We start from the raw sequence: 15,434 nt of genomic DNA, 5'->3' as shown, positions 1-15,434 counted from the left end.
AATGACGCACGACCTACGATAAGGAGGACCGATTTGCAGTTCGCCGTTTGCAGTATGCCGGGCGCAGCAGAGCGCGCATCAGGTTCGCCTGCGGTCAGCAAGAAGAGACGTCTGCGGTTCCGTCTCCATGGTTCACCGTCCTCAGTCCTCGGCCCACGGTTCCTGGTACCGGTTCTCGCCGGGCTGCTGCTATTCGCCGGCCGGACGCCGGCCCAGACTCAGCCGCTGAATCCGGTTGTCAAGTACTACGTGTGGGGACAGGTGAGGGCGCCCGGCGCATACCAACTCAGCGTCAATCCGGACCTGGTGGAGTTGCTTTCCGCGGCAGGAGGGCCGACCACAACGGCGGACGTGAGGCACATAGTCCTGGTCCGGGCAATTACCCAGACGCGGACGCGGATCGACCTGAAGAAGGTGCTCGCCTCCGGGCAGGTCATTCAGCTGTCGCCCGGGGACGTGGTCATGATTCCGAACTCCGCCTGGTACGTCATCACCGACGCAATATCCGTGGTGACCGTGGTCGCCTCATTGGCCACGCTGGCCATTACATTCATGACTTGGGCGAGGGGCGGATGAGCCCGGTTCCGGCGGGTCTGCGACTCGTTCCCTTTTGTAGCGCTGAAAGAACGGGCAAGCAACGATGAACGAGCCAACCAACAACGCATTAGGACCTTTGACGGGACCGAGCGCTCCGGCACCTGAAGCGCGGACGAGCTTCCAGGACTACCTGGAGATACTCGTAAGATGGAAGTGGATGGCGGCCGGCGTGTTTCTGGGGGTTCTTGGACTGGTCATTCTCTCCATCGTCCGTACCCAGCCGGTCTTCGAAGCCCACGCAACGCTGATGGTGTCAACGAACAGCCCGAGCGATATCTTCGGCAGCGGCGCCATCGTCTGGCCGACGCAGCCGAACATCAGCAACGTCGTCATGCTGCTGCAGAGTCAGAGCATGCGCGACCGAGTAGCCAAGAGCCTGCCCGATCCGTCAATCTTGCCCGCTGCAGCGGTCAGGGCCGCGCCGATGAAGGACGCCGACCTCGTCTCAGTCGTGGTATCGGCGCCAACGGCAAACGGTGCCGTCGAGGTGGCAAACGGCTACGTCGATGCCTACCAGCAGTACGACCTGGACCTGAACCGGACTGCCGTCACAGCAATCCGGCAGTTCATCGAGGCTCAGTTGGCTCAGTTCGGGAACAATCTGGATTCGAGCGAACACAATCTCGCGGAGTTCAAGGCGACGCACAAACTCACGAACATAAACGAGGAAACTCAGGACTTGGTCGGTCGACAGTCCCAGCTCGGGGCCGAATACCAGGAGGCGATCATCGAGGCCAAGGGTACAGAGGCCCAGCTCGCACAGGTGCGTAACGAGATTCAGCGGGAGGGCAGGAGTATGGCGGACTCGAACGCCGTTTCGTCGCCCCTGGTCACGAACCTCAAGGCTTCGCTGAACCAGCTCGAGGTCGAAAAGACGAACCTATTGATCCACGGATTCGACAAGAACTCCGACCGCGTCCAGGGTCTCGACCGCCAGACTGACAGTACCCGGACGCGGCTGCGAGCGCAGACACAGGTCCTGATTGCCCAGCAGGGACTGGCCGACCCGGTCGGACACCTGAGCGGATTGTTCGAGATGGAACTCACCCTCGGCACGACCTTGGCTGCGTCCAAAGCCCGTCAGGCCGCTTTGGACTCGGCCAGGTCCAGCTTCGATGCCCGGATTGCTCGCCTGCCTGAGGCCGAGCGCCAGCTGGCCAAGCTGACTCGAGATGTAGAAACCGGACGCCAGGTCCACAACCTGCTGTCCCAGCGCTTCGAGGAAGCGCGGATTCAGGAGGTCGGGAAAATATCGTCGGTCCAGATAATCGACCGGGCCGCGGGCGCCAATCAGACCCAGCCAAACGTCCATTCACGCCTCAGCTTCGGGCTGGTGCTGGCCTTGGTCATGGCTTTGGGCTCGGTGTGGGCGGCGGAATTCCTCGATAACTCGATCCACGGCACGCGCGAACTGGAGCACTACGGATACTCAGTCCTGGGCAGCATACCTCAGCTGTTGACCGGGGGCCGGCGAATGCGTCGTGAGGAAATATCTTCTCACCTCATTACCCACACCGACGTGGAGTCCTCGGGCGCAGAGGCTTTCCGCATGCTGCGTACGGCGCTCGCGTTCGTCAGCGCGGAGCGTCCGGTGCGTCTCCTGGCCGTCACTTCGCCTGGTCCGAGCGAAGGCAAGTCGACAGTCGCTGTCAACCTGGCTTCAGTTCTGGCCCAGGCCGGTTCGCGTGTCCTGCTCATAGATGCCGACCTGCGCCATCCGATGCTGCATCACGTCTTCAAACGCGGCAAGAAGCCGGGCCTGTCCGACCTCATAGTTCTCAATACAGACCCGGCCCAGGCCATCTTTGCGACCGGACTGGAGGGGCTCTACTGTCTGACTTGCGGGACGACGCCGCCGAGCCCGGCAGACCTGTTTACGTTAAACGCCACCCGTGACCTTCTGAAGCGGCTGGCCGGGCAGTACGACTACGTCATCATTGACACGCCACCCGTCCTGGTAGCGGCTGACAGCCCGATTCTTGGCGCGCTCGTTGATACTACCATCATGGTGGTGCGCGCCGGACGGACCGCGCTGGAGGCGCTCGACCACGCGCGTACAGCAATGCTCGGCAGCGGCGCCCAAGTATGTGGAGTAGTGATCAACGACGTGAACCGCTCCGGCCGCTATGGCCGTTACTACTACTATTACTACAAGTATCACTATCGGTACTCGAAGCACGCTGCGGCCGCGGCAAAGGAACAGGACCAGACGACGAAGACCTAGGATCGGACCTGAGACCGTGACTAATGACTCGGGCCGGTCTGTGGTCTACGGTCTATGCGAGGGTGATGAGGCCGTCGGCCAGGGACGTAGGTTTTGAGCATCGACTCAGGCTCCAATCAACACCAAGGGCAGCACGAGAACGCCGCAGTGGGATTCTGCAACCGGCGGTAGTCATCGTGCGTTTGTACGGCCTGTAACCGCAGGCTTCGCGCGCTGCCGGGCGAGGAGCGGACGATCAGGGCTTTCCTGACTTCAGCCAGTTGACCAGCGAAACATTCCGGTCTTTCTCGGGACCTCGGACCAGTGGCAGGCCTCGCCTCGCGGTCCGGAACCAGTAGGCACGGACGACGTCTCTCACCCGCAGCAGGTAGTAAGACCAGAGAAACCCCGAGTTACGAGCCGCGGGATACACCGCGGCCATCTCGTCGCGGGACAGGAAGACCCGTCTCCACAGCAGTTTCACCTTGTCTCCGATTGACCTTGCACCTTCCATGTCGAACAGTGACATCCACTGGTGGTAGTCGGTCTGGGTGTATACGAATTGCATCGCCGCCTGAAGTATGGGCCGGTCGATACCGCCAGGCACCAAACCCTCGAGGACGTAGTCGGGGACTGCCGCGTTCAGCATGCGCCTTGCCAGATGGAGTTCCAAGCCCACATGTCTTGTCGCTCCCCATTCGTGGGCCAGGCGAACGACCTGCTGCCAGTCCATCTCGCGGCGGTAGTGGCTGATGGTCTGCGCGATGTCACAGAAGGAGCGCAGGCCAGTGAGGCGGTTGTCTCGGCCGAAGTGAAGACAGAGGTGGAGCAACAGGTCCTCGGGTGAGAGAGCCGTTAGCTGCACACCGGCCACCGTTGCCGGTCGGGCCCGGGCCCAGAGACCGACGGCGTCTATCTCCACCGGTCCGGTGAAGGGCGTGATAGTCCAATGCAGCTCCACAAAGAGGTTGCCGACAACGACCGGCGCAACGTGATGATGTCTTTCCACGCGGAACAGCTCGATGTCTCCGCGTTGCTGAAGAACCCCGCCATTGGCGATCAGGATGGTCTGGGCCTTTGACAAGTCGTCTTTCGGAACCATGAGGTCGATGTCGCACATCGGCCTGAGCGCAATGTCGCCGTACACCGCCTCTGCCAGGAACGCGCCCTTTAACACGATCACCTGGATGCCCGCACTGCGCAGGCAGCCAAGCAAGGACCTGAGCTCTCGATAGAGCCGACCGTTTCTGGCGGCGCTGATGAAGTAGGCCTGGCTCAACTGCGTCCAAACCGCGGGCGGGATGCGAGTCCGTGCGGTGCGTCCCTTCAGGCGCTTGAAAAGCAGTGGCGCAAGGCCGTGGCGGACGGCCGTGTCAGCGACTTCGCCCCAGTCAGCCGTCGTCGAGGTCCGGTCCCCGGCTTCCGGTTCTTCACCGTACAGACAACCGAGGAGCAGTTCGGCGGCTGAGGTGCGACTTCTTATGGGTATGTCGAGTTAGGTGTCGGGGTTCGGGGACCAGGGGGCAATGAGCGCGGATCGGGAAGGTCGTACTCATCAACAAACAGACGGAACGGCGGGCGGACGTGCCACGTCCCGAGGTGCGCATCGAACTGCCCTGCCAGCAACCTGCCCATCAGGAGCTTCAGGTGCGTGTGGGACGAACTGACGAAGCGCACGACCCGCGGCCGACAAGCTTGAGGAAGAAGGCGGTCGAACGGCCCGAGGCCCGCCGCGAGGTGGTACAGCCGGCGAGGAACAGATCCGCCGAACCCATAGAGATTCTGACCAAGTCGCACCCAACGAAGGGCGGCAAACCCGCGCCAACCGCCGTAGATGGCCCGGCGTCTGGCGCCTCGTTGCGCAATCGTAACGCGGCCGATGATATCAGCGGGCCGCAGAGTCCAGAGATCGTCCTTTGGGTTGTTGTCTCCCCGCGTCCGGATTTCGTCCTGCGGGCCACCGTCCCCGGTCTCCCGTCGCCTGACGGACACGACGCGGTGCACGATGGTTCTGCCGTTCTCGGCGGACTTGAAGCATACGACATCGCCCCGCCGCACGCGTTCGGCACAATAGGGCTCAATCCAAAGCAGATCCGGCTCGTGGAGTGTCGGGTTCATGCTCGGCCCGGCATAGACTACACAACGTCTTCCCTTGATAATGACCGATTCGATTGAGCGAAAGTCGATTGCCACGCTGGGTTTGGCCGGGGTTGTCTCGCCTGACCATTCGCCGCCGAGGTCTTCCACCCGACACTGTTCAACGGTCATGGTGATGCAGCCATCGATCGGCGCTTCGCAGGTCATCGCCATCCGCAGTCGCCGACTTCTCAACCGCTGATGGGAATACTACCGGTGAAGAAACACCGTGCCGCGGAGATTCGGCCGTGCTGTTCGGTTTATCCTGGTACCGGGCGGCTTGTGCCGAATAGAGGCGGGCGTAGATGCCGCCGAGATCGAGAAGTTCCCGGTGATTGCCGGATTCCACGACTCGTCCATGCTCGAGAACGCAGATACGGTCGGCCAACCGGACCGTGGAGAAGCGATGACTGACCAGCACTGCGCTTCTCCCATGGATGATGTTGCGGAAGTGTTCAAAGACCTCGGATTCTGCCAACGGGTCGAGCGAACTGGTCGGCTCGTCAAGAACGACGAGCTCCGAGTCCCGCAGAAACGCGCGAGCCAGTGCCACCTTCTGCCACTCGCCGATGCTCAGTTCCCGGCCATGCTTGAATTGATAGCCCAGCGGTGTGTCATAGCCCTGGGGTAGCTTACGGATCGCTGAGTCCGAACCGGAGAGTTCGGCCGCCCTGACAATACGACCCCGGTCGGGCTCGCTTTCCACGTCACCCAGCCAGATGTTCTCCCAGGCGGTCATGCTGTACTGCACGTAGTCCTGGAGAATGACGCTGACCCGCCTCCGCCACTTGTCCGGGTCGAGTCGGCGAATGTCAACGCCGTCAACCGTGATGCTGCCCGAGTCCGGGTCGTAAAGCCGGCAGAGGAGTTTCACGAGCGTGGTCTTGCCTGAGCCGTTGGCACCAACTAGAGCAATCACCTGGCCCGGCGCGATGCTCAGATTGACCGCCTCGAGCACTTTGCGGGAATCGCTCGGGTAGGTGAAGTGCACGTCGTGGAATTCGATGCCCCGGCTGATTCTGGTCGGGGCCGGCGCCGGGTTCGCCGGCGCCAGGAGCTTGGGCTTCAGGTCCAGGAACTTGTAGAAGTTGGAAAGAAAGAGATTGTCTTCGTAGAGCCCGGCCACTCCGCTTAGGACGCTTGCGAACGAGCCAACCGCCAGCTGAAAGAGAGAGTAGTACATCACCAGACTGCCGAGGGTCGTGGTCCCTTTGTAGACCCGATACGCAATGAAAGCAAGGGAGCCGAAGATGGCGGCTGAGGTCAAGGACTGAGCCAACAGACCGGCCACAGTGCGCCGCCGGGCCAGCGCTAGTCTTACCCCTCGCAGTTGCTGACGCAGGGCCTGGAACCGGGTCCGGAACAAAGACCCGAGGTTGAACAGGCGCAGCTCCTTGGCGAACCATGTACCAGTCAGCATGAAGTGGTAGTATGACGCCTGACGTTCCTTTTCCGTCTGCTCCAGTTCGAGGCGGTACTGGCGGCGGGCGTATAGTGACTGCACCAAAGCACCGGGCAGGGCTACGCAGAAAAGGACCAGCGTGATCAGCGGGGAGAAAGCGAGCAGCAGGCCGGCAATACCGACCAGCGAGACCGCATTCCGTCCGATACCGGTGAGGCGGTTGACCACGCCAATGGGGCGGGAGGAGGCTTCGATCTGAGCCCGCTGCATCGTGTCGAAGTAACTGGGATTCTCGTAGTACTCAAGGTCAGCCGCAACCGATTTGCTGTGCACGATGTCGGTCACCTTGTCGGAAAAGACCATGGACTGGTACTGCCCGAACAGCCCGGCCAATGAACCAAGCAGGGCCGAAACCAACGCTGCCGCGGCGGCGAGAGTGACCCAGAACAGGACCGGGCGAAAGGCGACAACCCCGACGTGCACCGTCATGGCGGCCTGAAGGGCATCGATGGTGCGTTTCATGAAGTAGGGTGCAAGCAGGGGCAGCAATCCCTGCACGACAACCATGACAAGATTCGTGACTGTCCAGCCCGGAGCGATGCCCCAGACCAGGCGAATCGCACGGCCAAGGTGGAGGCTCTGTTTCAAGGTCTCGCCAATCCCGGGCACGGCGTTGTCTGCGGTGTGCTCGCCGGTGTGGGCCATCCTTACAGCCGATCGGTCTCGTTCGTCAGTGAGACCTGGTGCACCGATTTTGCCCAAGTCTCTCGGGTCATGTCAAAAGTGAGAGCTAACCTTATGGATTTCGCCCCGGCCCACTGCCCAAGGCTAGCGAACATGCGTCGCTCAGGGCCCGCTTGTCCACGAACAGCCGAAACGGGCGTCGGATGTACCACCGTTCCATGAGTTCGTTGTATCGTCCGACTGTCTGCCGGTCATTTACCAGCCTGAGTAACACGCGACCACGGGCGTCGAAGCGCACTAGCCGGGGCCGCAAACGTCGCGGGAGGAGGTGGTCGAACGGGCCGAGGCCGGCAACATAGTGATACAGCGCGTGAGGGATGAGATAGGCGCTGCCTAGGATGCGTTCTCTCCAGCGTGCCAGCCAGAGCGTCACCAGGCCCCTGCGTCCGCCGTGGATTGCTCGAAATCGGACGCCGCGCCCCGCACCCGTTACTCGTCCGATGATTCCTTCAGTAGTCAAAGTCTCCAGGTCGTCGTGGGAGGCGTTGTCCGCCCGGGTCCGTATTCCGTTGACCGATCCCCGATCCCCGGTCCCTTGTCTTTCGACCGACACGACGCGACGCACAACTGTAGCACCGGTCACCGGTGACTCGTAGCACACGACGTCGCCCGGACGCAGTGGTTGTGTCCCACAGGGCTCGGCTTCAACCAACTCGGGGTCGCGAAGCGTCGGTTTCATACTGACGCCGGTGTAGACCAGACGCAACAAACCGTCGGTGACGCCGCGCGACGGCAGATCGGACTCCGCGGATGGTGGAGAGAATGACGCCGGGGTCAAGTGCGGGACATGACCACGGATTGGAGACATGACACGGTCGGTAGCGTTGGGTCCCTGATCCCCGGTCGCAGCAGGCAATACGCGCTCAATCTCCTCCCAAAATCGGCCAGTCAGGCTGAGCTTCAGCGAGTACGCCGGGACGGCAAGTGCCAGCGCCTTGGCAGCCCTGATTCCGGTGGAAACTGGGAAGGTCGGATCGGGGACCGGCAACAACGGGGTTCGGGCCAGATTCAGAGCCGATTCCATATGCAGAGCGCTCGCTTGCACTGGGCTGACCGGCCTCAACATGTCCGTGGTCCCTCGACCGAGGAAGAACAGCGCACGGAGTGCCACGGCCCGCTGGACGTCCCAGGAACAACCCGTTTCGCCTCGTGCCAAACGACTCCATGTCGGCCATGGGTGTGCCCAATACTGGCCGTTGTCGTCCCGCACGACCAGCGTCATGTCGTCGCACAACGTACGCCAGGGCGAGGGCAGGCGGAGGCTGGCCGTGCTCTTGCCGATTCCGCCCGGCCCGGCCATGATGAAACCGCTGCCGCGGTACTCGGCCAGCGCGCCATGCAGCAGCAGGGATTCTCGCCTGAGGGCCGCACGCGCGACGAAAGCGGCGATCATCTCCATTTGGACGACCTCTAATTCACGGTTCAGGCGGAAGGGAATAAAGCATAGCGGTGCGCAATCGTCGGTCGCGCCGTCGAATAGACCGGCTCGCGTACGACAGACCGCCACGTGAATCTCACGTCCGTGGTCTCCCGGGTCGAGCCGCATGACTTGCATGAGTTCAGCAACGGCTTCCGCCGATTGCCTGTCAGCGGGCCGAACTACCCAACGCTGACCGTCCGCAAGTGCCAGTCGAACCCCGATCCGGGGTCTTTCCCTGGTATTGTCCACTATACGCGTGACTCCTTATCGACTCAGCGGAAATGTCTGCGGGCTGTCTCTCTGAAAGAGCCTTCAAATTGCCAGAGGCCGTCGAGCGCAGCTCGACGGCCTCTGGGTAGTGTAACGGGCTATGCCCCTAGTATCTAAGTCCTCTATACTAGAAGGCAACCGAGGCGCCGTTGCCTGTGCAACTGAATGACGGCGACGTGCCAGTCTGGCATCCGTGCGCACTGCTTCCGTCGTTCAGACACGAGGCGCCTGCAGAAATACCGTTGAAGCAAGCAACTGCACTACCACCGCTGGGTCCACAGTTCGACGTGGCGGTAGTACCATTCTGGCACTCGCCATAGGCCAGTGACCGGTCGTCAAGACGAACGGCCCGCGGAGCTTCGTACTTCGGGTCTAGCGTTTTCTCCATCTCAGCACTCCTTATTCTCTTACAAATTCTGTTTGCCGCGTGTAGCCATTAGACACTTGGATTTTATCCCCCCCCTGCCATCGTGTCAAGATATTTCTTGCCCCCGCTCAATGGCGTCACTCGGACCCTTGGTTCCGTGATTCTTGTGCTTCCTCTGCGCCCGGCCGGACGGGAAAGCACCGCGGCGTGCCGCCTCAGCGCAGAGCCAGTTAGGGGAGACAAGCCGGCCGCTGTGAATGTAATTGTCTGCCACGCAACTCGTCCGGCACCGCTTGGCGAAAATGCACTCGCCGCATATGCCGGGATACGAATCGGCGGCCTCGAGTTCCCGACGCAAGGCGAGGATTATCGGGTTCGAGAGCCAGATGTCCCGAATGCGGTTTTCACCCAATCGCCCATAGACGAATTCCGGATGAGTCTGGCCGATGCCACAGAGCGCGATTTCGCCCGTGCCGAGGATGCCTAGAACGCCAAGCACACCGCAATCACCGGCTCGACCGTGGGTCCGCCAGAGTTCTCGGAATGATACCATCCCGGGCGGCATCTCCAGGATTACTGGAATCGGAGCTTTGGGACGCAAGTCGCCGGAAACCCAGCGGGCCAAGGCCAGGTAGTCGTCAAACCCCAACCCTTCGCCCTGCTCGTGCATCAGCGCCCCTCGGCCGGTCATGGTGACCGGATTCAACTTGACCGAGGCTGCACCGCGACTGGCGGCCAGCTTCACGACGTCCTCGATCTGGTCGCGGTTGCCGTGGTGCACGCTCATGATGACCTGGCAGTTCTTATATCCAGCGTTCACAAGATACCCGAGTCCCCGAAGAACGGCGTCAAACGCACCGGGCACTCGCCGAAACGCATCGTGGGTCTCCGCGTCACGGCCGTCCAGGCTGAGCGAGATGAAGGCGAGCTTCGTTTTCTCCCGCAGGTGGCGGGCGGCCTCGGCAGTGAGCAGAGTACCATTCGTTTCCATGTCCATGCCGATGTTCTCCTCGGTCAGCATGTCCACGATTTCAAGGAACCGAGGATGCAGCATGGGTTCGCCGCCGGTGAGCTTGGCATGACACAGGCCGAGGGTTTTTCCTTCGCGGACCGCCTCACGCAATGCATTCAGGTCAACCACGTTACCCGGGTCAGGCCTGCCGTCCGCCGTGAAACCCGGCGTAATCCAGCAGTGGCGGCAACGCAGGTTGCAGCTGCTGGACAGGTACAGGTAGTACGCACCCAGAGGCGGAACACCCTCGGGCAATGACGGCGGTCGAGTGGCTGGGGAATCGACGTCGGTGTTGGTTTCACACAATGCCATGTCTGGTCCTCACTCCTTGTTCCCTAGGTCTGATTTCTTGCGTGCGGTTCCTTTTCCCGCATTCTCAGTCCGTCGGCGGTCTCAGCGTTGCTGCCGGGTCCGACCTCCGCCCGCGTCTGCCGCCTTCAGCTCTTCGGCGGATGGAGGTTCGTCTTTCTCTTCTCCCTTGAACACGCGGTAGCAAACCAGCGGGTCACGTACATTCAACCTTCCGAACCGGGCCATGGCTGACCCCGGGCAGCCCCCTGCGCAGAAACCCGCATACGAGCAGTCCTTGCACGACGGCAGGGACTGCAGCGGTATCCGGCGGCGATAGCGCACTGCGTTTATTGCCGGGCTTTCGCGCCATACCTCGGCAAGCGAGTGGTGGCCGAAGACACCCATGACAAGCTTGGGCAGCATGTTGCAGGGGACGATGGTCCCGTCATGCAGTATCGCCAGCTTTGTGAAGACCCCTCCGCAGGAACAGAGGGTGCCGCGACCCGGTATACCCGTCTTTCCCTCAGCGCAGGCCTTTTCGATCTCGGCGAAGTGGGCAGCCGCAGCCAGCGGTCCGGCGGTCGCGCTTATCCGTCCATTGTACTTCTTGTTGAGATTCGTCAGGGTTTCCATCGCCTGCTTTCGCTCGGCGTTGGTAAGAACCACGTTCTCGCCGTAGCACCGGGCCGAGCCCATCTGCTCCGCCTCGTTGGTGCTGAAGCCGGGGAGGCCGACATCCTCGATCAGCAGCCGAGCCACGTTCGGCAGGTCATTCACGTTGGCCCGGTTGACCGTTACACGCACGGCGACCGGGAAGCCGGCCTCTTTCAGCAGCCGGAGGCCGCGCAGCGCCCGGTCGAAGCTCTTCGGCGGCCGGCTTTGGTCGTGGATCTCGGCACAGGACCCGTCGATCGAGACCTGAATCGAATCCAGCCTCAGGCGGCGCTTTCCTTTGGCAAACTCCTTGATCGTCTCCTCGGTGATGAGGGTCCCATTGGTGAGGATGCCATAGCGCATCTTGTTGGCGATGATACCGTCGATCAGCTCGAACAGGTCGGGCCGGGTGAAGACCTCGCCGCCCGACAGGGAGACGTTCTGAACCCCCAGCTTGCCCAGCTCCTCAAACAGAGCGTGCCAGCGCGCAGCGGGCATGTCGTTCAGTGCAGTCATCTCGTCGGCGTAGAAGCAGTACCGGCATTTGAGGTTACAGCGTCCGGTCAGCGAGAGATCGAGCGACTTCGGAAAACGGCTCAGGCCCGGCGGCGGCTCGGTGACGTCCGGCATCGGGAGGGGTTCGGGGTAAGTCTGTGCCACGGCTGAATCCCTAGACCGCGCCGTCGGTTTTCTGCTCGACCAGTATGAAGTCGGGTAGAAGTGACTGGATGAACTCTTCGGCGTCGTGAACAGCCTGTTCGCGTGCAATACCGGGGTAGACGGTGGTCAGGTGGCCGGCAATGTCGTCGAGGGTTCGAGGGGCGGTGATGAAGGACCAGACTGCACGTCCTGACGGATTAAGCAGGATGGTGTCGTCCTTGTCCGGGTTGTAGAGCATTGCCCCGTCTTCGCCTTCGTCAACGCATGAGACTACTTCGTTCGCACGGTAGGTCTTCGCATCACTCATCTTTTCACTCCCTCAGCGGTATTTCCTGACCGATGAACCCTTCGCCAGTCAGCTTGGCCAGGATCTCAAGTACGTCATCAGCCACCGAGTCAGGCGCATCCGGGAACCGGCTGCGTACAGCCGCAACAATCTCATCAGTCGTGCGCCTGCCGTCAACCAGCCTCCAGACCAAAGCCCCGGTGTGGTTAACAGCCATGGCCCCTGCCGTATCAGGGTTCACCAGCAGGGTCCAACCATCGGTTCCTTCTTCCTCCACGGCCGCCGGATTGGGTATCGGTCGACCGGGGACGGTTATGTCAGTATTAACTGCGAATTATAGCAATCGGTCGCAGCCTTGGCAATGAGATTCTGCCGTGGCAGCTTGTGGCTAGCAGTCAGTGGTTGACCGAGATCTGAGATGCTGCTTTGGCGTGATGCCCGTACTGCGAGCCGTGCTTGGGCTTGCGGCTCGATGTGCCACCTTGGGCTAGGGCAGAGTCAGTGGTCAGGGTTTCCCTGATTCGAGCCAGTCAATCAGCAAGGCGTTGGCGTCGCGTTCGCGGCCCTGCGCTATCAGACGACGTCGCGTTCGGACGTGAGACATGTAGGTTCCGATGCCGTCCCTGATTCGCAGCACGTAGTAGGGGAAGAGCAGGCGTGAATTGCGGGACATGGGATACCTCTCAGCCATCTCTTTACGGGAGAGGAAGACCCGCCTCCATGACAACCTTGCCTTGCCAACGACTGATCCTTCCCCCAGCAGGTCGAAGAACGGCATCCATTGGCCGTAGCCCATGCCAAGCTCGAAGATAGATTCGAACGCCGCCTCAAGAATGCGCGGGTCAATACCCCCGGGCACGAGCTGTTCCATGGCCGCATCGGGCACTCCCGCACCCAGCATGCTCCGGGCGAGATGGAGTGTCAAACCCACATGCCTTGCAGCACCCCACGCGTGGGCTCGCCCCGTGACCTGAGTCCAGTCTATCTGGTGGCGCATGCGTTGAATGACCTGTGTGATGTCGCAGAGGAAACGCAGCCCTGACATGTAGTGCTTGTGGGAGAAATGCAGACACAGGTGCAACAGCGTGTCTTCCGGCGATAGCGTCAACGCTTCGACGCCGGCTATCGTGGCCGGTCGTGCCCTATCCCAGAGGTCGGAACTGTCTACCCTGAATGGTCCCTTTGGGATGACTATGGTCCAGTGGACATCGACCGGGAGTTCGCGAACGAGAATCGTTGGAAGGTGCGGTTCATACTCGCAGCACGATTCGACGTCCTCAAGATGCTGCTGAATGCCGCCCATTGCTTGCAGAATCGTCCGGGCCTTTGTCAGCTCAGTCTTCCGAACCATCAGGTCCGCATCGCTCATCGTCCGGAGTGCGGGGTCGTCGTAGACCGCCTCAGCGAGGTACGCGCCCTTCAGCACGATGACCGGAATACCGTCGCTGAGCAGGCACTCAAGCACGCGTCGAAGCTCCAGATAGAGGCGCGTGTTCCGCTCGGCGTTGACGAAGTAGAGCAGCCGTAGCCGTTCCCGGGAGTCGGCCGGGACGTCGGTCTGAACGCCGCCTTCCTTCAGCCGCCGGTACAGGAGTGGCGCGAGGTTGTGTTCTTCTGCCAGTTCTATGACTTCGCCCCACGCGGCCGATGGTCGGGATGACCGCTGAAACCGGCCTGACAGAGAACTTAGGAGCAGTTCGACGGCTGGGCTCGTGTTTGCTAGTGCGATGGCGGATTCGGGTTTGGGGACTGGGGTTCGGCGGACACGGGCAAGCTATCAAGGGCCGGGGGCGAGTGAAGCGGATCGGGCAAAGCCTGCGCGTGCACGAACAGTCTGAACGGGCGTTGAATGCGCCACTCGTTGCGCCAGTCGTCGTACTGCCCCACCGTGCGCCTGCCCATCAGCAGCTTCAGGAACACGCGGTAGCGGGCGTCGAACCGTACGAGTCTGGGGTGGAGACTCCGGGGCAGCAGGTAGGTGAAGGGTCCAAGACGGGCTGCGCACTCGTAAAGCGTGTGAGGGACAATACCGGTGTGCTTCCGGATAGCCTGGCCGAGACGCACGCAACGGAGATACGCAAGCCCATACCACCCGCCGGCGATTACCCAACGCCGCGCTCCGCGCTGCGATGCGGTGACGCGACCGATGACGTCACGGGCCTGCAGCACCCACGGGTCTTCAGTGAGGTTGTTGTCGCCCCGAGTTCTGATACTGCCGGTCGGGATTTCGTCGTCCGTCCGCCGTCGCCCGACGGAAACGACACGGTGCACGATGATCCTGCCTGTGTCTCGTGACTTGAAGCAGACGACGTCGCCGCGCCGTACGTGTCTCGATTCGTACGGCCTGACCTTGAGCAAGTCGCGTTCCTGCAGCGTCGGATTCATGCTTGTCCCGGTGCAGACGATGCGCAATGAAACATCTGCGAACCGGGAACGTTCCGATGGCGAGTCCTCGGCCCGCGCCTGTTCCTGAACGACCGGCACGCAACTACGGTCTTCCGTCTTCTGTCCCCGGACTCCGATCTTTGGCAACACCCGTTCTATTTCCTCCCAGAACCGGCCGCCAAGGCTCAGTTGAAGCGAGTACGCCGGCACCGCCCCAGCCAGGGACCTGGCAGCGCGAATTCCGCAGGGAACCGATGACCGGAGGTCGGAAACAGGGGAGGACGCCGCCCGGACAAGGCCAATGTCGGATTCCAGTAGAATGGCGGTCGCCTGCGTGGGGGTGACCGGCTCCAGCTTGTCAACAAGTGCTTGGCCAAGGAAGAAAACTGCCCGAAGGGGTACGGCCTGCTCCACGGGCCACGAGCCTCCGGGCCCGCCAGACCAGAAGAGACTCCAAGTCGGCCACGGATGTGCCCAGTGCTGCCCTTTGTCGTCCCGCACGACCAGCGTCGTGTCGTCACACAGCGAATGCCAGGGCAACGGTAGACGGCGGCTGGCCGTGCTCTTGCCGATAGTGCCGGGACCGGCCATAACGAAGCCGTTTCCTCGATGCTCGGCCAGGGCTCCGTGCAGCAACATGCCCCCGCGAGACAATGCTTCCCGCGCGATTGTTTCTGCGATGCGCATCATCTGGGCAACCAGCATGTCCCGGTCGGTCGGAGCGTGAACACCAAGAACAACCGGTCCGCCGACGTCCGCATCTGACGGGCATGACTCGACGGACTCGTCTCCAAGGGACACGCACAACTCGCGTCCTTCCCGGCTTGGCCGGTCCGTACCGACAACGGGACCCAGCCGCATTACCTTGCCCAGTTCGACGACTATCGCGGCAGTCTCCTCGTCGAGCGAGTGAATCACCCACTGCCGACCGTCGGCGAGGACAAGCTTCAGACTGCGCATCGATTCGGCCCGCTACCAGGACCCAAAGTCGCCGCCGATGGCACGAA

12 protein-coding genes are annotated in these 15,434 nt (G+C 61.8%); 2 read left to right on the top strand and 10 right to left on the bottom strand.

The features are described 5' to 3' along the window. The first annotated feature begins 33 nt into the window (after nt 1-33). Nucleotides 34-576 carry an SLBB domain-containing protein gene (locus VMH22_14130; GenBank protein ID HTW92825.1) on the top strand — a complete coding sequence of 181 codons (543 nt, stop codon included), beginning with the start codon at nt 34-36 and terminating at the stop codon, nt 574-576. Between the two features lie 64 nt (nt 577-640). Further along, nucleotides 641-2,821 carry a polysaccharide biosynthesis tyrosine autokinase gene (locus tag VMH22_14125; protein ID HTW92824.1) on the top strand — a complete coding sequence of 727 codons (2,181 nt, stop codon included), beginning with the start codon at nt 641-643 and terminating at the stop codon, nt 2,819-2,821. 235 nt (nt 2,822-3,056) lie between these two features. Here the strand turns inward: VMH22_14125 and VMH22_14120 are convergent, their stop codons facing one another. The 10 genes from VMH22_14120 to scmC (VMH22_14075) all read right to left on the bottom strand — a co-directional run bounded on the left by VMH22_14120 (nt 3,057) and on the right by scmC (VMH22_14075) (nt 15,387). Further along, nucleotides 3,057-4,241, bottom strand: coding sequence for a nucleotidyltransferase family protein (locus tag VMH22_14120; GenBank protein HTW92823.1), 1,185 nt, complete (start codon nt 4,239-4,241; stop codon nt 3,057-3,059). Nucleotides 4,242-4,279: 38 nt separating this feature from the next. Continuing rightward, entirely contained in the window at nt 4,280-5,068 is a 789-nt protein-coding gene (locus VMH22_14115; protein ID HTW92822.1) for a signal peptidase I, read from the bottom strand. Beyond that, entirely contained in the window at nt 5,058-7,100 is a 2,043-nt protein-coding gene (locus VMH22_14110) for an ABC transporter ATP-binding protein (GenBank protein ID HTW92821.1), read from the bottom strand. The genes VMH22_14115 and VMH22_14110 overlap by 11 nt, the downstream gene beginning before the upstream one ends. Nucleotides 7,101-7,134: 34 nt before the next feature. Next, entirely contained in the window at nt 7,135-8,637 is a 1,503-nt protein-coding gene (scmC, locus tag VMH22_14105; protein HTW92820.1) for a SynChlorMet cassette protein ScmC, read from the bottom strand. 608 nt (nt 8,638-9,245) lie between these two features. Beyond that, nucleotides 9,246-10,463: a radical SAM protein gene (locus VMH22_14100; GenBank protein ID HTW92819.1), complete on the bottom strand. Its 1,218-nt coding sequence runs from the start codon at nt 10,461-10,463 to the stop codon at nt 9,246-9,248. Between the two features lie 81 nt (nt 10,464-10,544). Next, a complete protein-coding gene (locus VMH22_14095) occupies nt 10,545-11,756 on the bottom strand; it encodes a radical SAM protein (protein ID HTW92818.1) in 1,212 nt (403 codons plus the stop codon). A gap of 10 nt (nt 11,757-11,766) precedes the next feature. Continuing rightward, nucleotides 11,767-12,063: a PqqD family protein gene (locus tag VMH22_14090; protein ID HTW92817.1), complete on the bottom strand. Its 297-nt coding sequence runs from the start codon at nt 12,061-12,063 to the stop codon at nt 11,767-11,769. A gap of 4 nt (nt 12,064-12,067) precedes the next feature. After that, on the bottom strand, nt 12,068-12,319 hold the full coding sequence (locus VMH22_14085) for a PqqD family protein (protein HTW92816.1): 252 nt from the start codon (nt 12,317-12,319) through the stop codon (nt 12,068-12,070). 228 nt (nt 12,320-12,547) lie between these two features. Then, nucleotides 12,548-13,723 carry a nucleotidyltransferase family protein gene (locus VMH22_14080; GenBank protein HTW92815.1) on the bottom strand — a complete coding sequence of 392 codons (1,176 nt, stop codon included), beginning with the start codon at nt 13,721-13,723 and terminating at the stop codon, nt 12,548-12,550. 38 nt (nt 13,724-13,761) lie between these two features. Further along, a complete protein-coding gene (gene scmC / locus VMH22_14075; GenBank protein ID HTW92814.1) occupies nt 13,762-15,387 on the bottom strand; it encodes a SynChlorMet cassette protein ScmC in 1,626 nt (541 codons plus the stop codon). Nucleotides 15,388-15,434 lie beyond the last annotated feature (47 nt).

This window comes from bacterium, assembly GCA_035505375.1.
Taxonomy (GTDB): Bacteria; Hydrothermota; Tepidihabitantia; order Tepidihabitantales; family Tepidihabitantaceae; genus UBA2258.
This window is presented reverse-complemented; position numbering and strand designations above follow the sequence as displayed.